8 protein-coding genes are annotated in these 18,958 nt (G+C 69.8%); 3 read left to right on the top strand and 5 right to left on the bottom strand.

The genetic code is table 11. The annotated features are described in order from the left end of the window. From ACFQ7Q_RS17910 to ACFQ7Q_RS17920, 3 genes are all read right to left on the bottom strand, one after another. Window positions 1-1,452, bottom strand: a complete 1,452-nt coding sequence (locus ACFQ7Q_RS17910) for a hypothetical protein (protein ID WP_383555807.1) — start codon at window positions 1,450-1,452, stop codon at window positions 1-3. Window positions 1,453-1,728: 276 nt separating this feature from the next. After that, the gene (locus ACFQ7Q_RS17915) at window positions 1,729-2,895 is read right to left on the bottom strand and encodes an N-acetylmuramoyl-L-alanine amidase (protein ID WP_383555810.1); all 1,167 of its coding nucleotides are present in this window, start codon (window positions 2,893-2,895) and stop codon (window positions 1,729-1,731) included. Then, on the bottom strand, window positions 2,892-3,395 hold the full coding sequence (locus ACFQ7Q_RS17920) for a hypothetical protein (protein ID WP_383555812.1): 504 nt from the start codon (window positions 3,393-3,395) through the stop codon (window positions 2,892-2,894). The genes ACFQ7Q_RS17915 and ACFQ7Q_RS17920 overlap by 4 nt, the downstream gene beginning before the upstream one ends. 452 nt (window positions 3,396-3,847) lie before the next feature. On the opposite strand from ACFQ7Q_RS17920, the gene ACFQ7Q_RS17925 reads away from it, so the two are divergent. The 3 genes from ACFQ7Q_RS17925 to ACFQ7Q_RS17935 all read left to right on the top strand — a co-directional run bounded on the left by ACFQ7Q_RS17925 (window position 3,848) and on the right by ACFQ7Q_RS17935 (window position 17,929). Beyond that, window positions 3,848-12,424: a DNRLRE domain-containing protein gene (locus tag ACFQ7Q_RS17925; RefSeq protein ID WP_383555814.1), complete on the top strand. Its 8,577-nt coding sequence runs from the start codon at window positions 3,848-3,850 to the stop codon at window positions 12,422-12,424. 112 nt (window positions 12,425-12,536) lie between these two features. Next, window positions 12,537-13,490, top strand: a complete 954-nt coding sequence (locus ACFQ7Q_RS17930) for a hypothetical protein (RefSeq protein WP_383555816.1) — start codon at window positions 12,537-12,539, stop codon at window positions 13,488-13,490. A gap of 227 nt (window positions 13,491-13,717) precedes the next feature. Next, the gene (locus ACFQ7Q_RS17935; protein WP_383555818.1) at window positions 13,718-17,929 is read left to right on the top strand and encodes a molybdopterin-dependent oxidoreductase; all 4,212 of its coding nucleotides are present in this window, start codon (window positions 13,718-13,720) and stop codon (window positions 17,927-17,929) included. Between the two features lie 6 nt (window positions 17,930-17,935). On the opposite strand, the gene ACFQ7Q_RS17940 is transcribed toward ACFQ7Q_RS17935, so the two are convergent. Both ACFQ7Q_RS17940 and ACFQ7Q_RS17945 read right to left on the bottom strand, forming a co-directional pair. Continuing rightward, entirely contained in the window at window positions 17,936-18,331 is a 396-nt protein-coding gene (locus tag ACFQ7Q_RS17940; protein WP_383555820.1) for a molybdopterin-binding protein, read from the bottom strand. Between the two features lie 93 nt (window positions 18,332-18,424). After that, complete coding sequence (locus ACFQ7Q_RS17945) at window positions 18,425-18,916, bottom strand: molybdopterin-dependent oxidoreductase (RefSeq protein ID WP_383555824.1); 492 nt, start codon at window positions 18,914-18,916, stop codon at window positions 18,425-18,427. Window positions 18,917-18,958: the final 42 nt, after the last annotated feature.

Below are 18,958 nucleotides of genomic sequence, written 5' to 3' on the forward strand. Positions count from 1 at the left end.
TCAGAGGTGCCGCTCCGATGCCACCACGAGCACGAGCCGTGTCACCGGCTCGCTGCCGCCCACCACCTCGATCTCGTACAGCCCCGGCCTGGTGGCCACACAGGTCGCCGCCAGCCTCCCGTCCTGCCCGGGCACCGGCTTCAACTCCGGGTACAGGACCTCGTCGAGACCGCTGACCTCCCTGGCGGTGCAGTGGAGGTCGAAGACGCCGTCCCAGCCGGACACCTCGATGGTGATCGGGGACCCTGGCTCGACCCATTCCGGTACGTCCAGATCGAACGTGCCGTTCCCGAGCATGGCCCCGAGCTCGTCGGGATGACGCAGCCCGCGCAGCATCCCGCGCGCCAGATCGACGACGGTGCGACTACGGGCGAGGGCGCCGTGCTCCTGGTAGACCGAGATGGCCTTCTCGCGGGTGCCGGGGAGATGCGCGGCGAACTGGTACACCGTGCCGTCGCCCTCGCGGTTCTCGCGCCGGGGCCGGCCGTCGGGGTGGAACAGCACGCGGTCGTCGGCGGGATCCCGTTCGAGGATCGAGTCCTGGCCGACGACGGCGTCCGCCTCCATGCGGTAGCTCTGCGGAGTGCGCTTGCCGAGGCCGACCACCATGCTGTGCTCGGGCAGGGTGATGCCCTGCCTGCTCTCCCGCCACCGCAGGGTCTCGTCGACCAGATCGCGCCGGCCGCCCAGCGACACGAGGTCGTCGGCGGTCGGCACCCGTGAGTCGAGGCCCAGGTCGAGCGCACGGTAGGACGGGAGCAGGTCGTACACCCCGGGCATCGTCCGGGTGGCGTCGCGCAGGGTGGTACGGGGCAGCAAAAGCGGCGCGCCCTTGCCGGAGTTGAGCATGACGGCCGCCTTCACGGAACCGCTGAAGGGGGTGCCGACGGTCATCACCGCGCGAATGTCGGGCCGGAGATCGCCGCGGTGGAGAAGTTCGCGCACGAGGAGCCCGCCCATGGAGTGGGCGACGAAGACGATACGGGCCGGTCCGGCCTCGGGACGGCCGCCGAGGTAGTGGCGGTGGGCGGCGTGCTCACGCCAGGCTTCGAGGTGCCGACGGGCCGCGGTCGCGAGCAGCCCCCCGTTGTGTTCGACCGAGAGCCGCCAGTCGTACGGGAACGCGAGAACCGCGCTGCGGTGCAGGGCCTCGTGGCGTAACTCGCTGACCAGGTGGTTGTAGGGCTGTGCCTGGCCGAGCCCGGGCATCGACTCGGCGATGTTCAGCACGCCGGTCGGCTCGACCCGCCCCGTACGCCCCGTGCGCTCCTCGTCCGAGACGGCGAGCTCGCGCAGCCGTCGGGCATGCATGCGCGCGGAGTACTCGAAGAGCCGCCGGACGCCCCACAGTTGCTTACCGCTCTCGACGTCCTTGAGCGCACTCCCCATGATGCCGGGCACGATGATCACGGCATCGTGCAGCCGCCGCTCGGGAATCCTCTGACCGCTCACGCTCCACGCCCCCCTCGAAGCCGCCGCCCCATACCGCTCCCCCTCGCGTCACGCCATCGTGGTGGGCCCTGAGGCTAGCAGAGGAGTATCGAAGGTAATGTGGCTTTCGGCCCAGGCCACGAGCCCTTTGAAGCACGGCAGTTGCGTCTTTGCGCCCCTGTGCGCCCCCTGTGGTGCAAGGGGGTGCGACGGAGGGCGCACCGGACCCCGCAGCGGCGACGAGAGCCCCCGGGACCATTCGTCGCCGCTGCCTCCCGGCTCTCGCCGCGCCGGTTCTCAGTCCGCCTGCGCCGCCGCGGCGAGTGCGCGGATGGCGGTCAGATCGGCGTACAGGTTGTTGCCGGGGCACTCGGTCGGATAGCCGTCCCGGTGGCCGGAGATTCGGTTCAGGACCACCTTCTGGCCCTTCGTGAACTTGCCGTTGTCGGCCGCCGAGGTCAGCTCGGCCGTGCCGGTGGCGTCGTAGCCGGCCAGGCCGAGCTTCCAGGCGGCGAGCCCGGCGACGGCCTGGAGGACGGGCTGCGGGGTGGGCGCCTCGTTGTAGTTGCCGAGGACGGCGACACCGGCGGTGTCCGTGTTGAGGCCGTAGGTCTGCGCGCCGACGACCGGCTCGTCGATGCCGCCCGCGCGGCCCTCGAAGACATTGCCGCACTTGTCGACCAGGAAGTGGTAGCCGATGTCGTTCCAGCCCTGGCCCTGCACGTGGTACAGGAAGATCGCGCGGATGATGTCCGCGGACTGCGCGCACGTGTAGTCGTTGGTGCCCGCCGTGTGGTGCGTGAACACCACCTTCGTGTCCGTCGTGTACTTCGCCGGGCTCAGGACCAGCGACTCGTCCGCGCCCCACCCCGAGCGCGGGACGACGGCGGGCGCCGACGCGGCAGCCCCGGCCTGCGACGTCGTGGTGGCCGTGTCGCGCTCCGGGGCCACCCCGGCCGCACCGGCCTGCGACGTCGTGGCGGTCGTGTCGCGCTCCGGGTCCACCAGCTCCACCCGCAGTCCGGCGGGCAGCTTCGACAGCTCCCGGCCCGTCACCCTGACCTGCACACCGTCTGACGGCCCCGTCCACAGCGGCTGCGTTCCCGCCCGCGACGCGCCGGCCTCGGTGCCGGTGCCGGTCTCGGGCGTCCGCACATCGAGTTCCAGGTCGCGCCAGCCCGACCAGACGCCGGTGACGCTGTCGCGAGTACGGACCTGCGCCGTGCCGCCGAGCTCGGCTCGTGAGTCCGCCCAGGTGACGCCGACCATGCTGAACGGTGCCGTGCGCCGGGCCGACAGCGCGCGCTGCGCGGGATCGGAGCCCTGCAGCGCGATGCTCCGGACGTCGTGCGGGATCCGTGCCGCCGCCGGCACCGCCGGGGAGGTGGCACCGAGGGTCGCGAGGCTGACGGCGGTCGCCGCCGCGACCCGGGCGGTACGGCGGAGGAGACGGGGGTTGTTCACGGGGCTCCTTCAGGGGCTGTGGACGCTTCGGAGGTGGGGAGGTCACTGCTGCACGTGGTCCGGCCGAAGGCACCGGTGGCGGTGGCACGTTGGACGTGCCTGCCGCCTATGGCCAGGGTGCAGCTCACCGTGCCGCCCTTCTCTCCGAGGGTGACGTCGACGATCGGGGAAGCGCCGATCGGCACGCTCACCGTCTTCCTCCACGGCAGGCCCGCGTTCGTGACCACGTCCGCACGGTCGCCGCTCGCCCCGCGGTAGGAGATGTCGGCCGCGCCCTCGCCGAGCACCTCGTAGGTCACCTCGGCGGTGGGCGTCGTCGCCCGCTTGCCCGCCGGCTCGTCCCCGGTGTCGAGGACCCCGTAGGCGACGAACGCTCCGCAGGCGAGCAGGAGCGCCACCGCGATGGCGATGCCCCCGCGGTCGAGGCGTCCGCCGTCCGGGGCGAGCTTCGTGCCGCCCGCGGTCGGGGAAGCCCCCGTGTCGTCCGCGTTCTCGGGCACATTCGGTCCTGCCGGTTGTTCGGTCGTCGGCATGGCCGCGCTTTCTGTCGAGGTGGAATTCGCCAGGGTTATACACCATCAGATTCGACGAACGCCAGGCTACGGAAAAGTCGGGCATGGCGGCCTCAATCACCGCGGTCCGGTCAGCAAAATGCCCTGAATGCGTGAGCGGTTGACGAGGCATCAACTCTGTGTTGAAGAATTCCTCCGCCACGATCGGCACATCTTTGACGAGGTTGCTTTCCCGTAAACGGAAGGTGACCTGATTTGGCATGTCCAGAGGTGCTCCGGTCGAGGTCAGACACATCGCGACCGGCCGCGGAGCGCCCGCGCCGGCGCGTCGGTGCGCCTATTTCGCCCAGCGCGGAACGGGTGCCGAGGAAGGGAATGGCGTGAAAGTGAGATACGGGCGGGCGATAGCCTGCCTCGTGGTATCGGCCGTCGTCGGTACCATGCTGCCACAAGTCGCTTATGCGGCACCGGTATCCAGTGATAGCGGCGAGGGTATCGCCGATTCCCTCGCGGGCTGGTTCTCGGACGACGAGGACGAGAACAGGCTGCCCGAGTCGCCGAAGACCGGCGGGACCCCCGTGCTGCCGAGCCGGGACAAACTGCCGAAGGGCAAGCCGGCCGCGAAGCCGAAGAGGGTCGGCGAGCTGACGGGCCGACGGACGGCGAACGCACGGTACTGGCAGCTGTCCGACGGACGGGTGCAGGCCGAGGTGTCCGCGGTGCCGACCGGATACCGGGCGGGGAAGTCCTGGAAGGACATCGACCCGACCGTCACCCCGACCGGCACCAAGGGCTTCGAGTTCGCCAACACGACCAACGCCGCGAGCAGTTGGTTCGGGTCGGACGCGCGGCAGTTGCTCCGGTTCGAGTCGGCGGACGGTCATGCGGTCACGCTGGGACTGGAGGGTGCGGGCCGGCTCGCACCGGTCGCCAAGGGCGACACGGTCACCTACAAGGACGCCGTCGGCGGCGCGGACCTGTCGTACGAGGTCGGCCCGGGCCGGGTGAAGGAGAACATCGTCCTGGCCGAGCGCCCGGCCGGCCCGGTATCCTTCACCTTCACCCTGGACGCGGGTGGCCTGACCCCGAAGGCGGGCAAGGACGGCTCGGTCCTCTTCTACGGTGAGGCCGCGAATCCGGTTCTGGTGATCCCCGCCGCGTTCATGACGGACGCGAAGAAGGACACCCGCTCGCCGTACGGTCATGCCTACAGCGACAAGGTCACCCAGAAGCTGACGAAGGCCGGCAAGGGCTGGAAGCTGACGGTCACCCCCGACGCCTCGTGGCTGGCCGCGCCCGAGCGGCAGTACCCCGTCACCGTCGACCCGACGATCTCGATCGCCCCGACGCCGACGACGGCGCAGGACGTGATGATCTCGTCGGACGGTCCTTCGACGAACTACGACGACAACTGGCGGCTGTCGGTCGGCAACACCAGCACCGGCGCCTCGCGTGCGCTGCTGCGGTTCCCGCTGACCGGCGTCCCGGCCGGCACCAGGCTCGACGCGGCCGATCTCAAGCTGTACTACGACCAGACGCACACCACGGGCGACACCGAGGTCCAGCTGGAGGCGCACCGCGCCACACAGGCGTGGACCGAGGCGCAGGCCACCTGGAACAACGCCAACGCCATCACCGGCGAGCTCTCGGGCACGGCGGTCGTGGTGGACGACGGCGACGCCGGGCGGACGGCGGCCGTCGGCGCCTGGCCCGCGTCGGGGAACACGGCGTACACCCAGTACGCGGTCAACCAGGACTACCTGTACAACAAGGACTCGGTCGCGGGTGACACATACACCTGGCAGCCGAGCCTCCCCGAGGACGGCACCTACCAGGTCGAGGCGCACTCCGTCCCGGCCTCGGACCGCGCCACGAACGCGCCGTACACCGTCACGTACGACGGCGGCAGCAAGGCGTACACCCTCAACCAGCAGGCCGGCACGGGCGGCGTGTGGAAGACGCTGGGGTCCCACCCGTTCAAGGCCGGCACCCTCGGCAAGATCGTCCTGGGCGACGGTCCTGCGTCGACGGCCACCTCGGTGATCGCGGACGCGGTCCGCTTCACCAAGGGCGGCGTCGTCACCAAGCAGCCGGGCGAGCTGAACACCTGGCACACCTTCCCGGTGACCAAGACCGTCCAGTCCTGGATCGACGGGACGAACACCAACCACGGATTCGTCGTCAAGGCCGGCGACGAGAGCGCGAACGGCCCCAAGGGCGGACCGCGTTACGAGGGCAGTGAGTTCGGCTACGGCGGCGAGACCGCCAACTACCCACGTCTGGTCCTGACGTTCGGCCGGCAGGGGGTCGATCTCGCCTCCCCGACCACGATCCACGACACGGGCGCGGAGCTGTCCTGGTCGGCGTACCAGGACAAGGACCCGATCGGCACCGGCGACGACATCGTCGAGTACCAGGTCCACCGGTCGATCAGCCAGACCTTCACGCCGTCCGCGGCGACGCTCGTCTCGCCCGTCGCGTCCACGGTGACGTCGTTCACGGACACCACCGGCGTGCCGACGAAGGCCGACGACCCCGATCCGTTCGGCCGCGCGTACTACTACATGGTCGCGGTCAAGACGAAGGACGGGCAGGTCGTCGCCGCCCCGACCCAGCTCGTACGGCTCCCCAAGGCGGGCCGGACGACGAAGGTCCTGGACGCGACGCAGGACACCACCCTGTCCTCGGCCCGCACGACCCTCACGCACGACACGATCGACGACGGCGGTCCGAAGAACTGGATCAGCGTCGGCAACAACTCGGCCACGTACGGCGACACGCGTGCCCTGCTGAAGTTCCCGGCGCTCGGCATCCCCACCACGGCCCGCGTCCTGGACGCCAAGGTCCGTCTGTGGAGCACCCAGACCGCCCAGGACACCGCAGGGGCGGTCTACGAACTGCGCCCGCTGACGCGTGACTTCGACGAGGCCACCGCGACCTGGGTGAAGGCGAACGCCACCACGAACTGGACCACGCAGGGCGGCGACCTCGGAGCCGTGACGGGCGACACCGGGGCGAAGACCAACGACCCGGCACGGCACGACTGGAACGTCACCTCCCTGGCCCAGTCCTGGGTGACCACCCCCGCCTCCCAGCAGGGCGTCGCCATCAGGATGGCCGACGAGGCCGCCGCGCAGGAACGCACGCTGTTCCTCTCCTCCGAGGGCGCCGAGCAGCGCCTCCGCCCGAGGATCGTGGTCACGTACATCGACTCCACCACCGAGTCGACGTACTACGCGCCGCAGACCCCGGCACGGATGACGCCGAACACCGACTACACCGTCGACTTCACCCTCACCAACACCACCGCTGCGACGTGGAGCGCGGCCGACCAGGTCCTCACGTACAAGTGGGCCCTGCCGGACGGCACCGACGTCACCAACGGCGGCAACCAGGTCCAGACGGCCCTGCCCGCCGACGTCGCCCCGGGCGGCTCGGTGAACCTCCAGGCCGTGGTGAAGACGCCGATCAATTCGGACAACGGCAACAAGCGCACCGACTACGTCCTGACCTGGGACGTCTACAACAAGACGGCCGGCACATGGGCCTCGGGCACCTCCGGCATCCCGGGGCTGAAGCAGAACGTGGCGGTGGAGGACCCGACCTCCAACCAGCTCGGCATGGAGAAGTTCTACTCGTACACGGGCAAGAACACCGGTGCCGGCTCGACCGTCATGAACAACCTGGCGTCGGGCAACAGCGTCTGGCAGTACAACGCCTTCACCAACCCGGGCCGCGGTGTCACCACCTTCGCCCGCTTCGCCTACAACAGCCAGGACACCTCCGACACCGTCTCCGGCCACGGCTGGTCCTTCCAGGCCGCCGGCCCGATCCGGCTCGGCGCGCCCCTGGAGTTCCACCCCAAGCCGAACCCCACCGAGATCAAGCTCCCGGACGGCGACGGCACGACCCACGTCTTCCGCAAGCAGGCCGACGGCACCTGGAAGGCGCCGGCCGGTGTCCACTACAAGGTGGCGGCCAAGCCCGGTCTGGACTGCACCCCGCTCAAGGATCCGGTGCCCGACGCCTGGACGATGACGCGTCCCGACGGGTCGCGGTTCGTCTTCGGCTGCGACGGCTATCTGACGGCGCTGGTCGAGAAGAACGGCAACACGCAGACGTACACCTACGAGGAGCGGAAGTCCAACAACAAGCCGACCAAGTTCCTCAAGTACATCACCGACCCGGCCGGCCGGCAGTCGCTGACGATCGAGTACTACTCCAAGGCCGACAGCAACAACCCGAAGATCATCGACCACATCAAGTCGATGACCGAGATCTCGGGCCGCACGTTCGCCTTCGAGTACTCCGACAAGGGCCTGCTCACCAAGATCACCGACGGTGCCGGCTCCGCCCAGCCGAAGGTCTTCGGCTTCGAGTACGACGCCACCCAGGGCAACAAGAACGTCAAGCTGGTCAAGGCCGTCGACCCGCGCGGCAACGCGACGGCGATGACGTACTACGAGCCGCAGGCCGGTGACGACCCCAAGTACCACTGGTGGACCAAGTCGATCACCGAGCGCATGCAGGGGGTCACGACCTTCGGCTACGCGGTGAACGCCGGCAACTCCAAGTTCGTCGACACCGAGGTGACCGACGCCCAGTCGCACGCCACGGACTACGTGTCGGACGACTTCGGCCGTCCGGTCCAGACGGCGAACGCCAAGTCCCAGACCACGAAGCTGTCGTGGGACGCGGACAACAACGTCACGTACCTCGAGGAGGCCAACGGCGCCAAGACCGCGTACTGCTACGACCAGAAGACGGGTTACCCGCTCTGGAAGCGCGACGCGGAGAACAACAAGTCGGGCATCCCGCCCCCGGGCGACTGCGCCCCGGGCACGTACCCGGCGAACTCGGCCCGGTACACCTACCTGACCCGAGCGGACGGCTTCTCGGCCGACCTCCTCACGAAGACCTCCCCGGAGGGCCGGAAGTGGCAGTTCGGGTACGACACCTTCGGCAACCTGAAGACGGTCACCGACCCGAAGGGCGTCTCCACGCCCACGGCCGGTGACTACACCACGTCGTACGAGTACAACGCCTACGGCCAGCTGACCAAGGCGACCGACCCCAACGGCAACCCGACGACCACCGGTGACTTCGGCCCGACGGGCTACCCGGCGAAGATCACGGACGCCCTGGGCAAGGTCACGTCGTACCTCTACGACGAGCGCGGCCAGGTGCGCGAGGTCACCGACGCGCTCGGCAAGAAGACCACGCAGGCCTACGACACCTACGGCCGGCCGAAGGAGAGCACGGTCGCGAAGGACCAGGCCGCCGGCATCCTCATCACCACGCCGGCTCCGGTCTTCGACGCCAACGACAACATCACGACGTCGACGGCGCCCAACGGCGCGGTCTCGACCGCGGTGTACGACGCCGCGGACCAGATCAGCTCGGCCACCGCTCCCAAGGACACCCCCACGTCCCCCGAGCGGCGGACCGTCTACACCTACGACAAGGTCGGCAACCTCAAGACCGTCACCGAGCCCAAGGGCGCGCTGACGACCTCGGACGCCACCGACTACGTCACGACCAACCACTACGACGAGATCTACCAGCTCACCTCGGTGGTCAACGCGGCGGGCGACAGGATCTCCTACGAGTTCGACGACGTCGGCAACTCCGTCGAGGTCGTCGACCCGAAGAAGAACGCGACCCCGGACACCGCCGACTACACGTCGAGGATGGCCTACGACCTGAACCACCGGCTCACGTCCTTCACGGACGCGGCGGGCAAGGTCAGTTCGCGCACCTACGACAAGGACTCGCTGCTCCTCACGTCGACGGACCCCGCGAACGCCACCACGACCTACACCTACGACGAGCGGGGCAAGCAGACCGAGGTCAAGGCCCCGTACGACGGGACCACGTTCCGCACCACGAAGTACGAGTTCGACCAGGCCGGCAACGCCACCAAGGTGATCACGCCGAAGGGCACCTCGACGGCCACCGCGGACGACTTCTCCGCGCGTACCGAGTACGACGCGCTGAACCGCCCGGTCAAGCAGTTCCAGCCCTACGACCCGAACGACTCCGCGCACAGCGACCCGAACGTCTACACGCAGACGGTGTACGACGCGGTGGGCCGGGTGGAGCGGCAGTCGCTGCCGCCGTCACGAGGCCAGACGGTCCGTAACGACACGGTCTTCGAGTACTTCGACAACGGCTGGACGAAGAAGTCCACCGACCCGTGGGACATCAGCACGACGTACGACTACACCGAGATCGGGCAGCAGAAGGCCCGTACCCTCACGTCGGCGGGCGGCTCCTCGGACCGCACCATGACGCAGTCGTACTACCCCGACGGCAAGCTCAGGTCCAAGTCGGACGACGGCGTGCCGGTGGGCAAGTCGGTGGTCCTCGTCGACAACTCCGACAGCCAGCACATCTCCACCACGGGCACCTGGGCGACCGGTGGCATCGCCGGTCAGCAGGGCTACGACCACCGCACCCACGCGGCCGGCACGGGCACCGACGCCTTCACCTGGACGCTCAACGTCCCGAAGGACGGCACGTACACCGCGTACGTCAAGTACCCGAAGGTCACGGGCGCGGCGACGGCGGCGAAGCACACGCTGTCGCAGGGGACGACGACCCACCCCTCGGTCACCAAGGACCAGAACGCCGGCACCGGCTCCTGGGTGACGCTGGGCACCTACAGCCTGAAGCAGGGCAACGACGCCAAGCTCAAGCTGGAGCAGAGCAGCACGGGCATCGTGGTCGCCGACGCGGTCAAGCTGGTGCGGGACACGTCCGCGGAGACGGATGTCGAGAAGCGGACCTTCGCCTACGCCTACGACGTCAACGGCAACCTGACGTCGATCGACGACACCTCGTCCGGTGCGAAGATCGACGCCTACACGGTCCTCTACACCGGCCTGAACCAGGTCCAGAAGGTGACCGAGGCCCTCGCGGGCCAGGAGAAGAAGGTCACGTCGTACACCTACGACGCCAACGGCCAGGCCGACACGGTCACGCACCCGGACCAGTTCTCCAAGTACGGCTACGACCTGCGCGAGCTGGTCAAGCAGATCTCGGTCGGCAAGTCCGCCACGGACGCCTCGCCGAAGGTCACGTCGTTCACGTTCACCGACCGCGGCCAGCGGCTCAAGGAGACCAAGGCCAACGGCAACACCGTCGACTACACGTACCACCTCGGCGGCGAGCTGAAGTCCACCACGGAGAAGAAGGGCTCCGGAACGCTCGTCTCCTCGCACACCTACGCCTATGACCTCAACGGGAACAAGGCGCAGGACGTCGCGAAGAAGATGAACGCCGACAACCACGCGGCGTACCTCGACTCCACCACCGACTACACCTACGACCCGGTGGGCCGCCTCACCGAGTCGGTCAAGACCGGCAACGGCGCGGGCACCGAGACGTACGTCCACGACGACAACGCCAACGTCGTCTCGCAGACGGTCAAGAACGTCACGACCACGTACGAGTACGACCGCAACCGGCTCCTCCGGGCCACCACCGGCGGCTCGACGGCCACGTACGCCTACGACCCGTTCGGCCGGAAGGAGTCCGTCACGGCCGGCGGCCAGGTCATCGAGAGGAGCGTGTACGACGGCTTCGACCACGTCGTGGAGTCCCAGAAGAGGGACGAAACCGGCGCGATGAAGTCGACGACGTACACCTTCGACCCGCTCGACCGCACCGCCTCGAAGACGGCCGACGGCAAGACGACCGACTTCAGCTACCTCGGGCTGTCCGACGAGGTGCTGACCGAGGAGATCGCCGGACAGCTCACCAAGTCCTACCAGTACAGCCCGTGGGGCGAGCGGCTGTCCCAGGTCAAGCACAACACCGACGGCACGGGCGAGGACGGCTACTACGGCTACAACGCGCACAACGACGTCGAGACGCTGACCGACAAGGACGGCGACACCAAGGCGACGTACGGCTACACGGCCTACGGCTCGGACGACAAGACCGAGTTCACCGGCATCGACAAGCCGGACGCCGCGGACCCGACGAAGCAGGAGTACAACCCCTACCGCTTCAACGCGAAGCGCTGGGACGCCCAGTCGGGTACGTACGACATGGGCTTCCGGGACTACGACCCGGGGCTCAACCGCTTCACCACACGGGACATGTACAACGGCGCGCTGGCCGACATGAACCTGGGCTCGGACCCGTTCACCGGCAACCGCTACGCGTTCGCCGGCGGCAACCCCACCAGCTTCGTCGAGATGGACGGCCACTTCGCCATCCCGCTGATCTGGTACGCGGGTGCGGCACTGGTGACCGCCCTGTACGCGGCGACGCCGCAGGGTCAGCAGAACCTGCAGGACGCGGCCACGGCGCTGAGCCAGCTCATGCCGTCCGCGGAGGACGTGTCCTCGTCGAGCTCGTCGTCCAGCGGGACCACCACCGCGCCGACGCCGTCCCCGGCGCCGGGGCCGGCTCCCACCCCGCCTTCGGGCGGCGGCGGGTCCGGGGGCGGTCTCACCACCGGAGAAGCGGTCTCGCTGATCGTCCGGATCTACCAGGGCATATCGGCGCTCGACGCGGGGGAGGACACGTCCTTCCAGCGCAAGGCGATCGACAACGCCGGGGAGGAGAACCGGAAGTGCCAGGCGTCCACCGGGGCGAGCACCGTATGGAACTCCCCCCAGGACACCAAGGACCGGGCCACCGGCGGGTTCGCCTGCCTGAACCCCAGTGCTCCGGCGTCGAGGAACACGAGCGAACCGCAGGACCCGGTCGGCTGGAGCCTGCAGGACGAGTCCGACGACTGGAACCGCGCTCACCTGATCGCCCGTGAATTCGGCGGCAGCCACCTCCGGAAGAACATCGTCCCGACGACCGCCTTCGCCAACCAGAAGGACATGCGGTCCGTGGAGTACGAGATCGAGAGGCGGCTCAAGCTGGGTGAGCGGGTCTATTACCAGTCCATTCCGATCTACGTTCCCAACAGGACGAATCCGATCGGAGTGCACATGTACGTATCGAGTGCGTCAGGCACGTTCTCACGGCTGGTAGCCTCCGGAGTCCACGACTGACGGACTTCGGGCTCATGAGTCCCTTGAGAGACTGATCCAGCACGGATGAGGCGGTGGGGTGCGCGGCCGTTGGCCGTCACCCCACCGCCGATTTCCGTTGAGGGAGGAACACATGAATCATCTCGACGTCGTCCGACTGCTCGGTATCGACGCTCCGACACCACCGGAGGGCGAGGGGTACGGGCAGGCCGTCCCCGAGGACTTCGAACTGCTGGTCCAGGCGCTGCCGGAGGGGGTCGTCGCGGGTTCCCTGCTGCTCGCACGGCCCGAGCTCCCCGTACGCTCCCTGGAAGACTTCACGCGGCCCACCACGGATCGCCTCGCGGACATGGAACGGGCCCTCGGCAGCCGCGAGCAGCGGCTGTGGCTGCCGCTGCACCCGCAACCGGGCGGCATGGTGCCCTGGGGCCGTACCGGCACCGACGGCGTGCTGCTGTGGGACACCACCGCCGCCGACACCGCGGACTGGACGACCGTCGTCGCGGACGACGATTTCCAGCTGTGGCTCGACCTTCCTTTCTCCGCGTCGGAGTTCGTCGCCAGGGCGCTTCTCGGACGCGCGGAGGGAATTCCCGCGTTCGAGACCTACGACGAATACGAGGCGGGCTCGTTCTGGAAGGTCGCCGACGACATGCGGGCCACGGCCACGGTCCTGTCGAATCCCGACATCGGCGCGGTGGAGGAACTCGTCACACGCATCCGGAACATCGGCGCCCCCGGAATCCGCCCGTACGCGGAGGAGCTCGTGGACCGGGCCGTGAACGCGTCGTCCACCCCGTTCCCCGAGGACTATCTGGCGATCATGCGGGAGTTCCCCGGCGGGGTCGTCGCGGGCATGCGGGTGTTCCCCGTCGCGCGGGCCGGCTGGCTGACCGAGGACCGGCTGTTCCTGCAATGGGGAGAGCTGGAGGGCAGGGCGTTCGGCTGGCTCACCTTGAAGAGCGACCCCCAGGACTGGCGCGTCGCCTACATCGAGCCGCAGGGCACCGCGCTCACGCATCTGGAGGACCAGACCTTCGCGACCTTCCTGCGCCGCCGCCTCAAGGGCGACGACTCGCTGTTCTGAGCCGGGGCCCTGCGCCGGAACACCTCTGCCCGACGGCTCCGGCCGTCGGGCAGAGGGCTCACAGCCCCTGATCGCCGCCGGTGCGGGCCGTGTAACGCCCACGTGGCGCAACCGGTCACGGTCGGGCAACAGGGGCTTCATAAGGTTGGCGGGACGGGCTCGACCCGCGGGTTGTCGAGGCGGCTCCGCGCCGGGGCCGTCGATCGACGATCTGAGGGAGCGTTCCTGTGGCGGAGACGAAGGCCGCGAGCGAGCGGGTGCGGACGGTCTGCTCGTACTGCGGTGTCGGCTGTGGGATCGTGCTGGACATCGCCGAGGGCGCCGACGGCCGACGTACGGTCGCCAAGGCATCCGGCGACAAGGAGCATCCGGCCAACGGCGGACGGCTGTGCACCAAGGGCGCGACCCACGCGGACATGATGGCCGCCCCGGGGCGGCTGACCACCGCGCGGATCCGCGCCGACCGGGGGGCCGAACCCGAGGCCGTGGACGTGGACACGGCCGTCACGCGGGCCGCCGCGGGCCTTCGGGCGATCGTCGACGAGCACGGCCCCGACGCCGTCGCCCTCTACGTCTCCGGCCAGATGTCGCTGGAGGCGCAGTACCTGGCCAACAAGCTGGCCAAGGGATTCATACGCACCAGCCGGATCGAGTCCAACTCCCGCCTGTGCATGGCGAGCGCCGGAACCGGCTACAAGCTGTCGCTCGGCGCCGACGGGCCGCCCGGCTCGTACGAGGACTTCGATCGGGCGGACGTCTTCCTCGTCATCGGCGCCAACATGGCCGACTGCCATCCGATCCTCTTCCTGAGGATGATGGACCGCGTCAAGTCCGGTGGAGCGAGGCTGATCGTGGTCGATCCCCGGCGCAACGCCACCGCGGACAAGGCCGACCTGTTCCTGCGGATCCGCCCGGGCACCGACCTCGCTCTGCTCAACGGCCTGCTGCACCTGCTGGTCGAAGACGGTCGGACCGACCCGGACTTCATCGCCGAGTACACCGAGGGCTGGGAGCAGATGCCCGGCTTCCTCGCGGACTACCCGCCCGCGAAGGTCGCCGAGATCACCGGCATACCCGAGGCCGACATCCGGCGGGCCGCGCGATGGATCGGCGAGGCCGGCGAGTGGACGAGCTGCTGGACCATGGGCCTGAACCAGTCCACCCACGGAACCTGGAACACCAACGCCCTGGTCAACCTGCACCTGGCCACCGGCGCGATCTGCCGCCCCGGCAGCGGCCCGTTCTCCCTCACCGGCCAGCCGAACGCCATGGGCGGCCGCGAGATGGGCTACATGGGGCCTGGCCTGCCAGGACAGCGGTCGGTGCTGGTCGAGGAGGAACGCCGCTACGTCGAGGACCTCTGGGGGGTGCCGGAGGGCACCCTGCGGACCGAAGTCGGCCGCGGCACCGTCGAGATGTTCGAGAAGATGGCGGCCGGAGAGATCAAGGCGTGCTGGATCATCTGCACGAACCCGGTCGCCTCGGTCGCCAACCGGCGCACCGTGATCGAGGCCCTGGAGTCGGCCGAACTGGTCATCACCCAGGACGTGTTCGCCGATACCGAGACCAACGCGTACGCCGACATCTCGCTCCCCGCCACCCTCTGGGCCGAGTCCGACGGGGTGATGATCAACTCCGAGCGGAACCTCAGCCTCGTCCAGGGCGCCGTCGACCCGCCCGGGCAGGCGCTGCCGGACTGGCAGCTCATCGCCCGTGTCGCCGGGGAGATGGGCTTCGCCGAGGCGTTCGCGTACGCGTCCGCGGAGGAGGTCTTCGAGGAGCTGAGGCAGGCCTGGAACCCCACGACCGGATGGGATCTGCGCGGCGTCACCTACGAGCGGCTGCGCGGGGCTCCGGTGCAGTGGCCGGCGGCGACCGTGGACGGGCCGGACCGCAATCCGATCCGTTACGTGAACGACGGCGTCAGCCGGCCCCTGGTCGAGCGCCCGGACGGCAGCCGGCCCCGCCTGGTCTTCCCGACCGCGTCCGGGCGGGCGTCGTTCTTCGCCCGCCCGCACCTGCCGACTGCCGAACTCCCGGACGACGACTATCCCTTCGTGCTCAACACCGGGCGTCTTCAGCACCAGTGGCACACCATGACCAGGACCGGAAGGGTCGCGAAGCTCAACAAGCTCAACCCCGGCCCCTTCGTCGAACTCCATCCCCAGGACGCCGCCGCGCTGGGCATCGTGGACGGCGACGGCGTCGAGGTGGCCTCGCGGCGCGGCCGGGCGGTGCTTCCCGCCGTCGTCACCGACAGGGTCCGGCCCGGTGACTGCTTCGCGCCGTTCCACTGGAACGACCTGTTCGGCGAGTACCTCAGCGTCAACGCCGTCACCAACGACGCCGTCGATCCGCTCTCCTTCCAGCCCGAGTTCAAGGTCTGCGCGGTGACCCTCACCAGGACGACGGCACCGCGCCCCGCGCCGGCCCCGGCAGCCGCCCGGCCGATCACCGGCGGTCGGCAGGGCGCCGCGACCGACGCGCATGCGCAGGGGGCCGTGACGACCCTGGCGCACACGGAGACGGCCTCGGCGACGTCTTCGGTCTCCGTCATCGCCGGTCTGCTCGGTCTGACCGACCTGACCCCTCCGGAGCTCGCGGACCATGAGCGCCGCTACCTGGCCGGATTCCTCGCCGGAGTCGCCGCCGCCCCGCCCGGCACGGCCGTGCCGACGCTCCCCGCCGACGCCCCGTTCGAGCCGCCGAACGCGCTGTGGGTCGAGGGTCTCCTGGCCGGAGTGTTCTCCCGGTCCGCGGGATCGCCGACGGCGCTGCCCGGGGATCCGGCGCCGACCGCCACCGTCGACGCGTGTACCCGGCAGGTCGTCGTCCTGTGGGCGTCCCAGACGGGCAACGCGGAGGCGTACGCCACCACCGTCGGCGGGCGCCTGGCCGACGCGGGCCGTCCGGTGGCCGTCCACAGCATGGCGGACCACGCTCCCGCGGCTCTGTCGTCCGGCACGGACGTGCTGGTGGTCACGAGCACCTTCGGAGACGGCGACGCCCCGGACAACGGATCCGGCTTCTGGCAGGCCCTGAGCGCCGCCGACGCGGTACCCCTGCGGGACGTCCGGTACGCGGTGCTCGCCTTCGGCGACTCCGCCTACGACGACTTCTGCGGTCACGGCCGCCGCCTCGACGAGCGCCTCGCCGAGCTCGGAGCCGTACGTCTCCTGCCGCGCGTCGACTGCGAGCCGGACTACGACGAGCCCGCCGGACGGTGGCTGGACCGGGTGATCCACGCGCTCGCCACCCCCACGGAGCCGACGGTCCCGGCGTCGATCGCCGTCATCGAGCGGGCGGCCCCCGCGCCGCAGCCGAGCAAGGCCGACCCGTATCCCGCCCGACTGTCCGGCAACCGGCTGCTCAGCCTGCCCGGAGCGGGCAAGGAGATCCGCCGGTTCACGTTCGACCTGGGTGAGAGCGGGGTGGAGTACGGGGCGGGCGACGCCCTCGGCGTATGGCCGGTCAACTGTCCTGAGCTGGTGGCGGAGTGGCTTGCCGTCACCGGTCTGTCCCCGGACGCCGAGGTCGTGGTGCCGGGCTCGGAGCCGATGCCGTTCGCGCAGGCACTCCACCGCCATCTGGACATCACCCGCATCACGGCCGACCTGCTGCGTCTGGCCACCGAACGCACCGGCGACCGGGTACTGAGGCAGCTGACGCGCCCGGACAACAAGGACGGCCTCGCGCGGTGGACCTGGGGTCGGCAGGCCGTCGACGTCATCGCCGAGTTCCCGGTCCGGCTCAGCGCCCAGGAGTGGACGGAACGGCTCAAGCGGCTGCAGCCGCGGCTCTACTCGATCTCCTCCAGCCCCCTCACCGACCCGCGCGAGGTCGGCCTCACCGTCTCGGTGCTGCGCTACGAGGGGCCGTCGGGCCGGCGCCGCAAGGGAGTCGCTTCGGCCTTCCTCGCCGATGCCGAACCCGGTGGCGAGGTACCCCTGTTCGTCCAGCGCTCGGCGCACTTCCGTCCGCCGGCGGACCCGGCAACGCCCGCGATCATGGTCGGTCCGGGCACCGGAATAGCCCCGTTCATGGGCTTTCTGGAACAGCGCCGGGCCCTCGGCCACCACGGCGCCAACTGGCTCTTCTTCGGCGAACAGCACCAGGCCACCGACTTCTACTACCGCGAGGAGCTGGCGGAGTTCCACCGGCAGGGCACGCTGAGCCGCCTCGATCTGGCCTTCTCCCGCGATCAGCGGGCCAAGATCTACGTCCAGGACAGGATGCGCGAGCACGGCGCCCACCTGTGGTCCTGGCTCCAGGACGGCGCTCACTTCTACGTCTGCGGCGACGCGAGCAGGATGGCCAAGGACGTCGACCGCGCCCTGAGGGAGATCGCCATGACCCAGGGCGGGCTGAGCGAGGACGAGGCCGGCGCGTACGTGAAGCGGCTCGCCGCCGACCAGCGCTACGTCCGTGACGTGTACTGACGGGGGTCAGACGCGGTCGATGTGCACGCTGGTCGACTTCACACGGGCGGTGGCCTGCATGCCGACCTCCAGTCCCAGCTCCTCGACGGCCTCCCTGGTCAACAGGGACACCAGCCGATGGGGACCCGCCTGGATCTCCACCTGCGCGGCGACGTCACCGAGCTTGACCGCGGTGACGATGCCGGGGAAGGCGTTGCGCGCCGAGGTGTACGAGGCGTCCTCGTCACCGCTTCCGCCCTGGCCGACCTCGATGGAGAAGGCGGCCAGATCGCGGCCGTCGATGAGCCGGCGCCCGCTGTCGTCGCGATGGGTCGCGACCCGGCCGGCGTCGGCCCAGCGGCGGGCGGTGTCGGGGCTGACGCCGAGCAGACGCGCCGCCTGCCCGATGGTGTAGGACTGCATAGGCGCCACCCTAGGAGGGTTTGCCGGTGTGCGACGGATCCGAAGCCGAACCGTGCCCCGCACGTCGGCACGTGCCGGGGCGGCAGCCGCGCCTCAGGTCGTCGCGTCGGGTACGCGGCACGTGCCGATCCAGACGCTGGTGACGGCGCTGATGTACCGGGCGCCGCAGTGGTCGGACGGCACGACGAGCTGACTGCCCGTCTCGTCGAGCTCCGTGCCGTCCATGCGGGTGGCGAGCAGGATCGGGCCGGCCCCGAAATCGGTGTCGAACTCCGCCCACGAGAGCACGGCGTGGTGTCCGTCCCCGCCGGTGAACGCCACCAGGAACCCGGCACGCTCCTTGCGGCGGCGGGGGTCGAAGGACGGCTCCACGGCGTCCAGCACCTCCCGCAGGAGCGGGCCGCGGAAGTGGTGCTCCTGCGGGCCGCTGGTCGCGCAGTCGAACGTCACCGTCGCCTCGTGCTGACCCCAGCGGCGCCGCAGGTCCGCGACGCTCAGGGTGAGGGGACGGGCCACCTCCCCGTGGATGGTGAAGCGGCCCGTGCGGACGGGGTCGGTTCGGGGCGGCGCGGTGACGCTGCTCATGGGGTTCCCCTTCGGACGGTCGGTGCGGCGGCTGACGCCAGT

It is taken from the genome of Streptomyces sp. NPDC056527, assembly GCF_042794475.1.
In the GTDB taxonomy this organism is placed as follows: Bacteria; Actinomycetota; Actinomycetes; order Streptomycetales; family Streptomycetaceae; genus Streptomyces.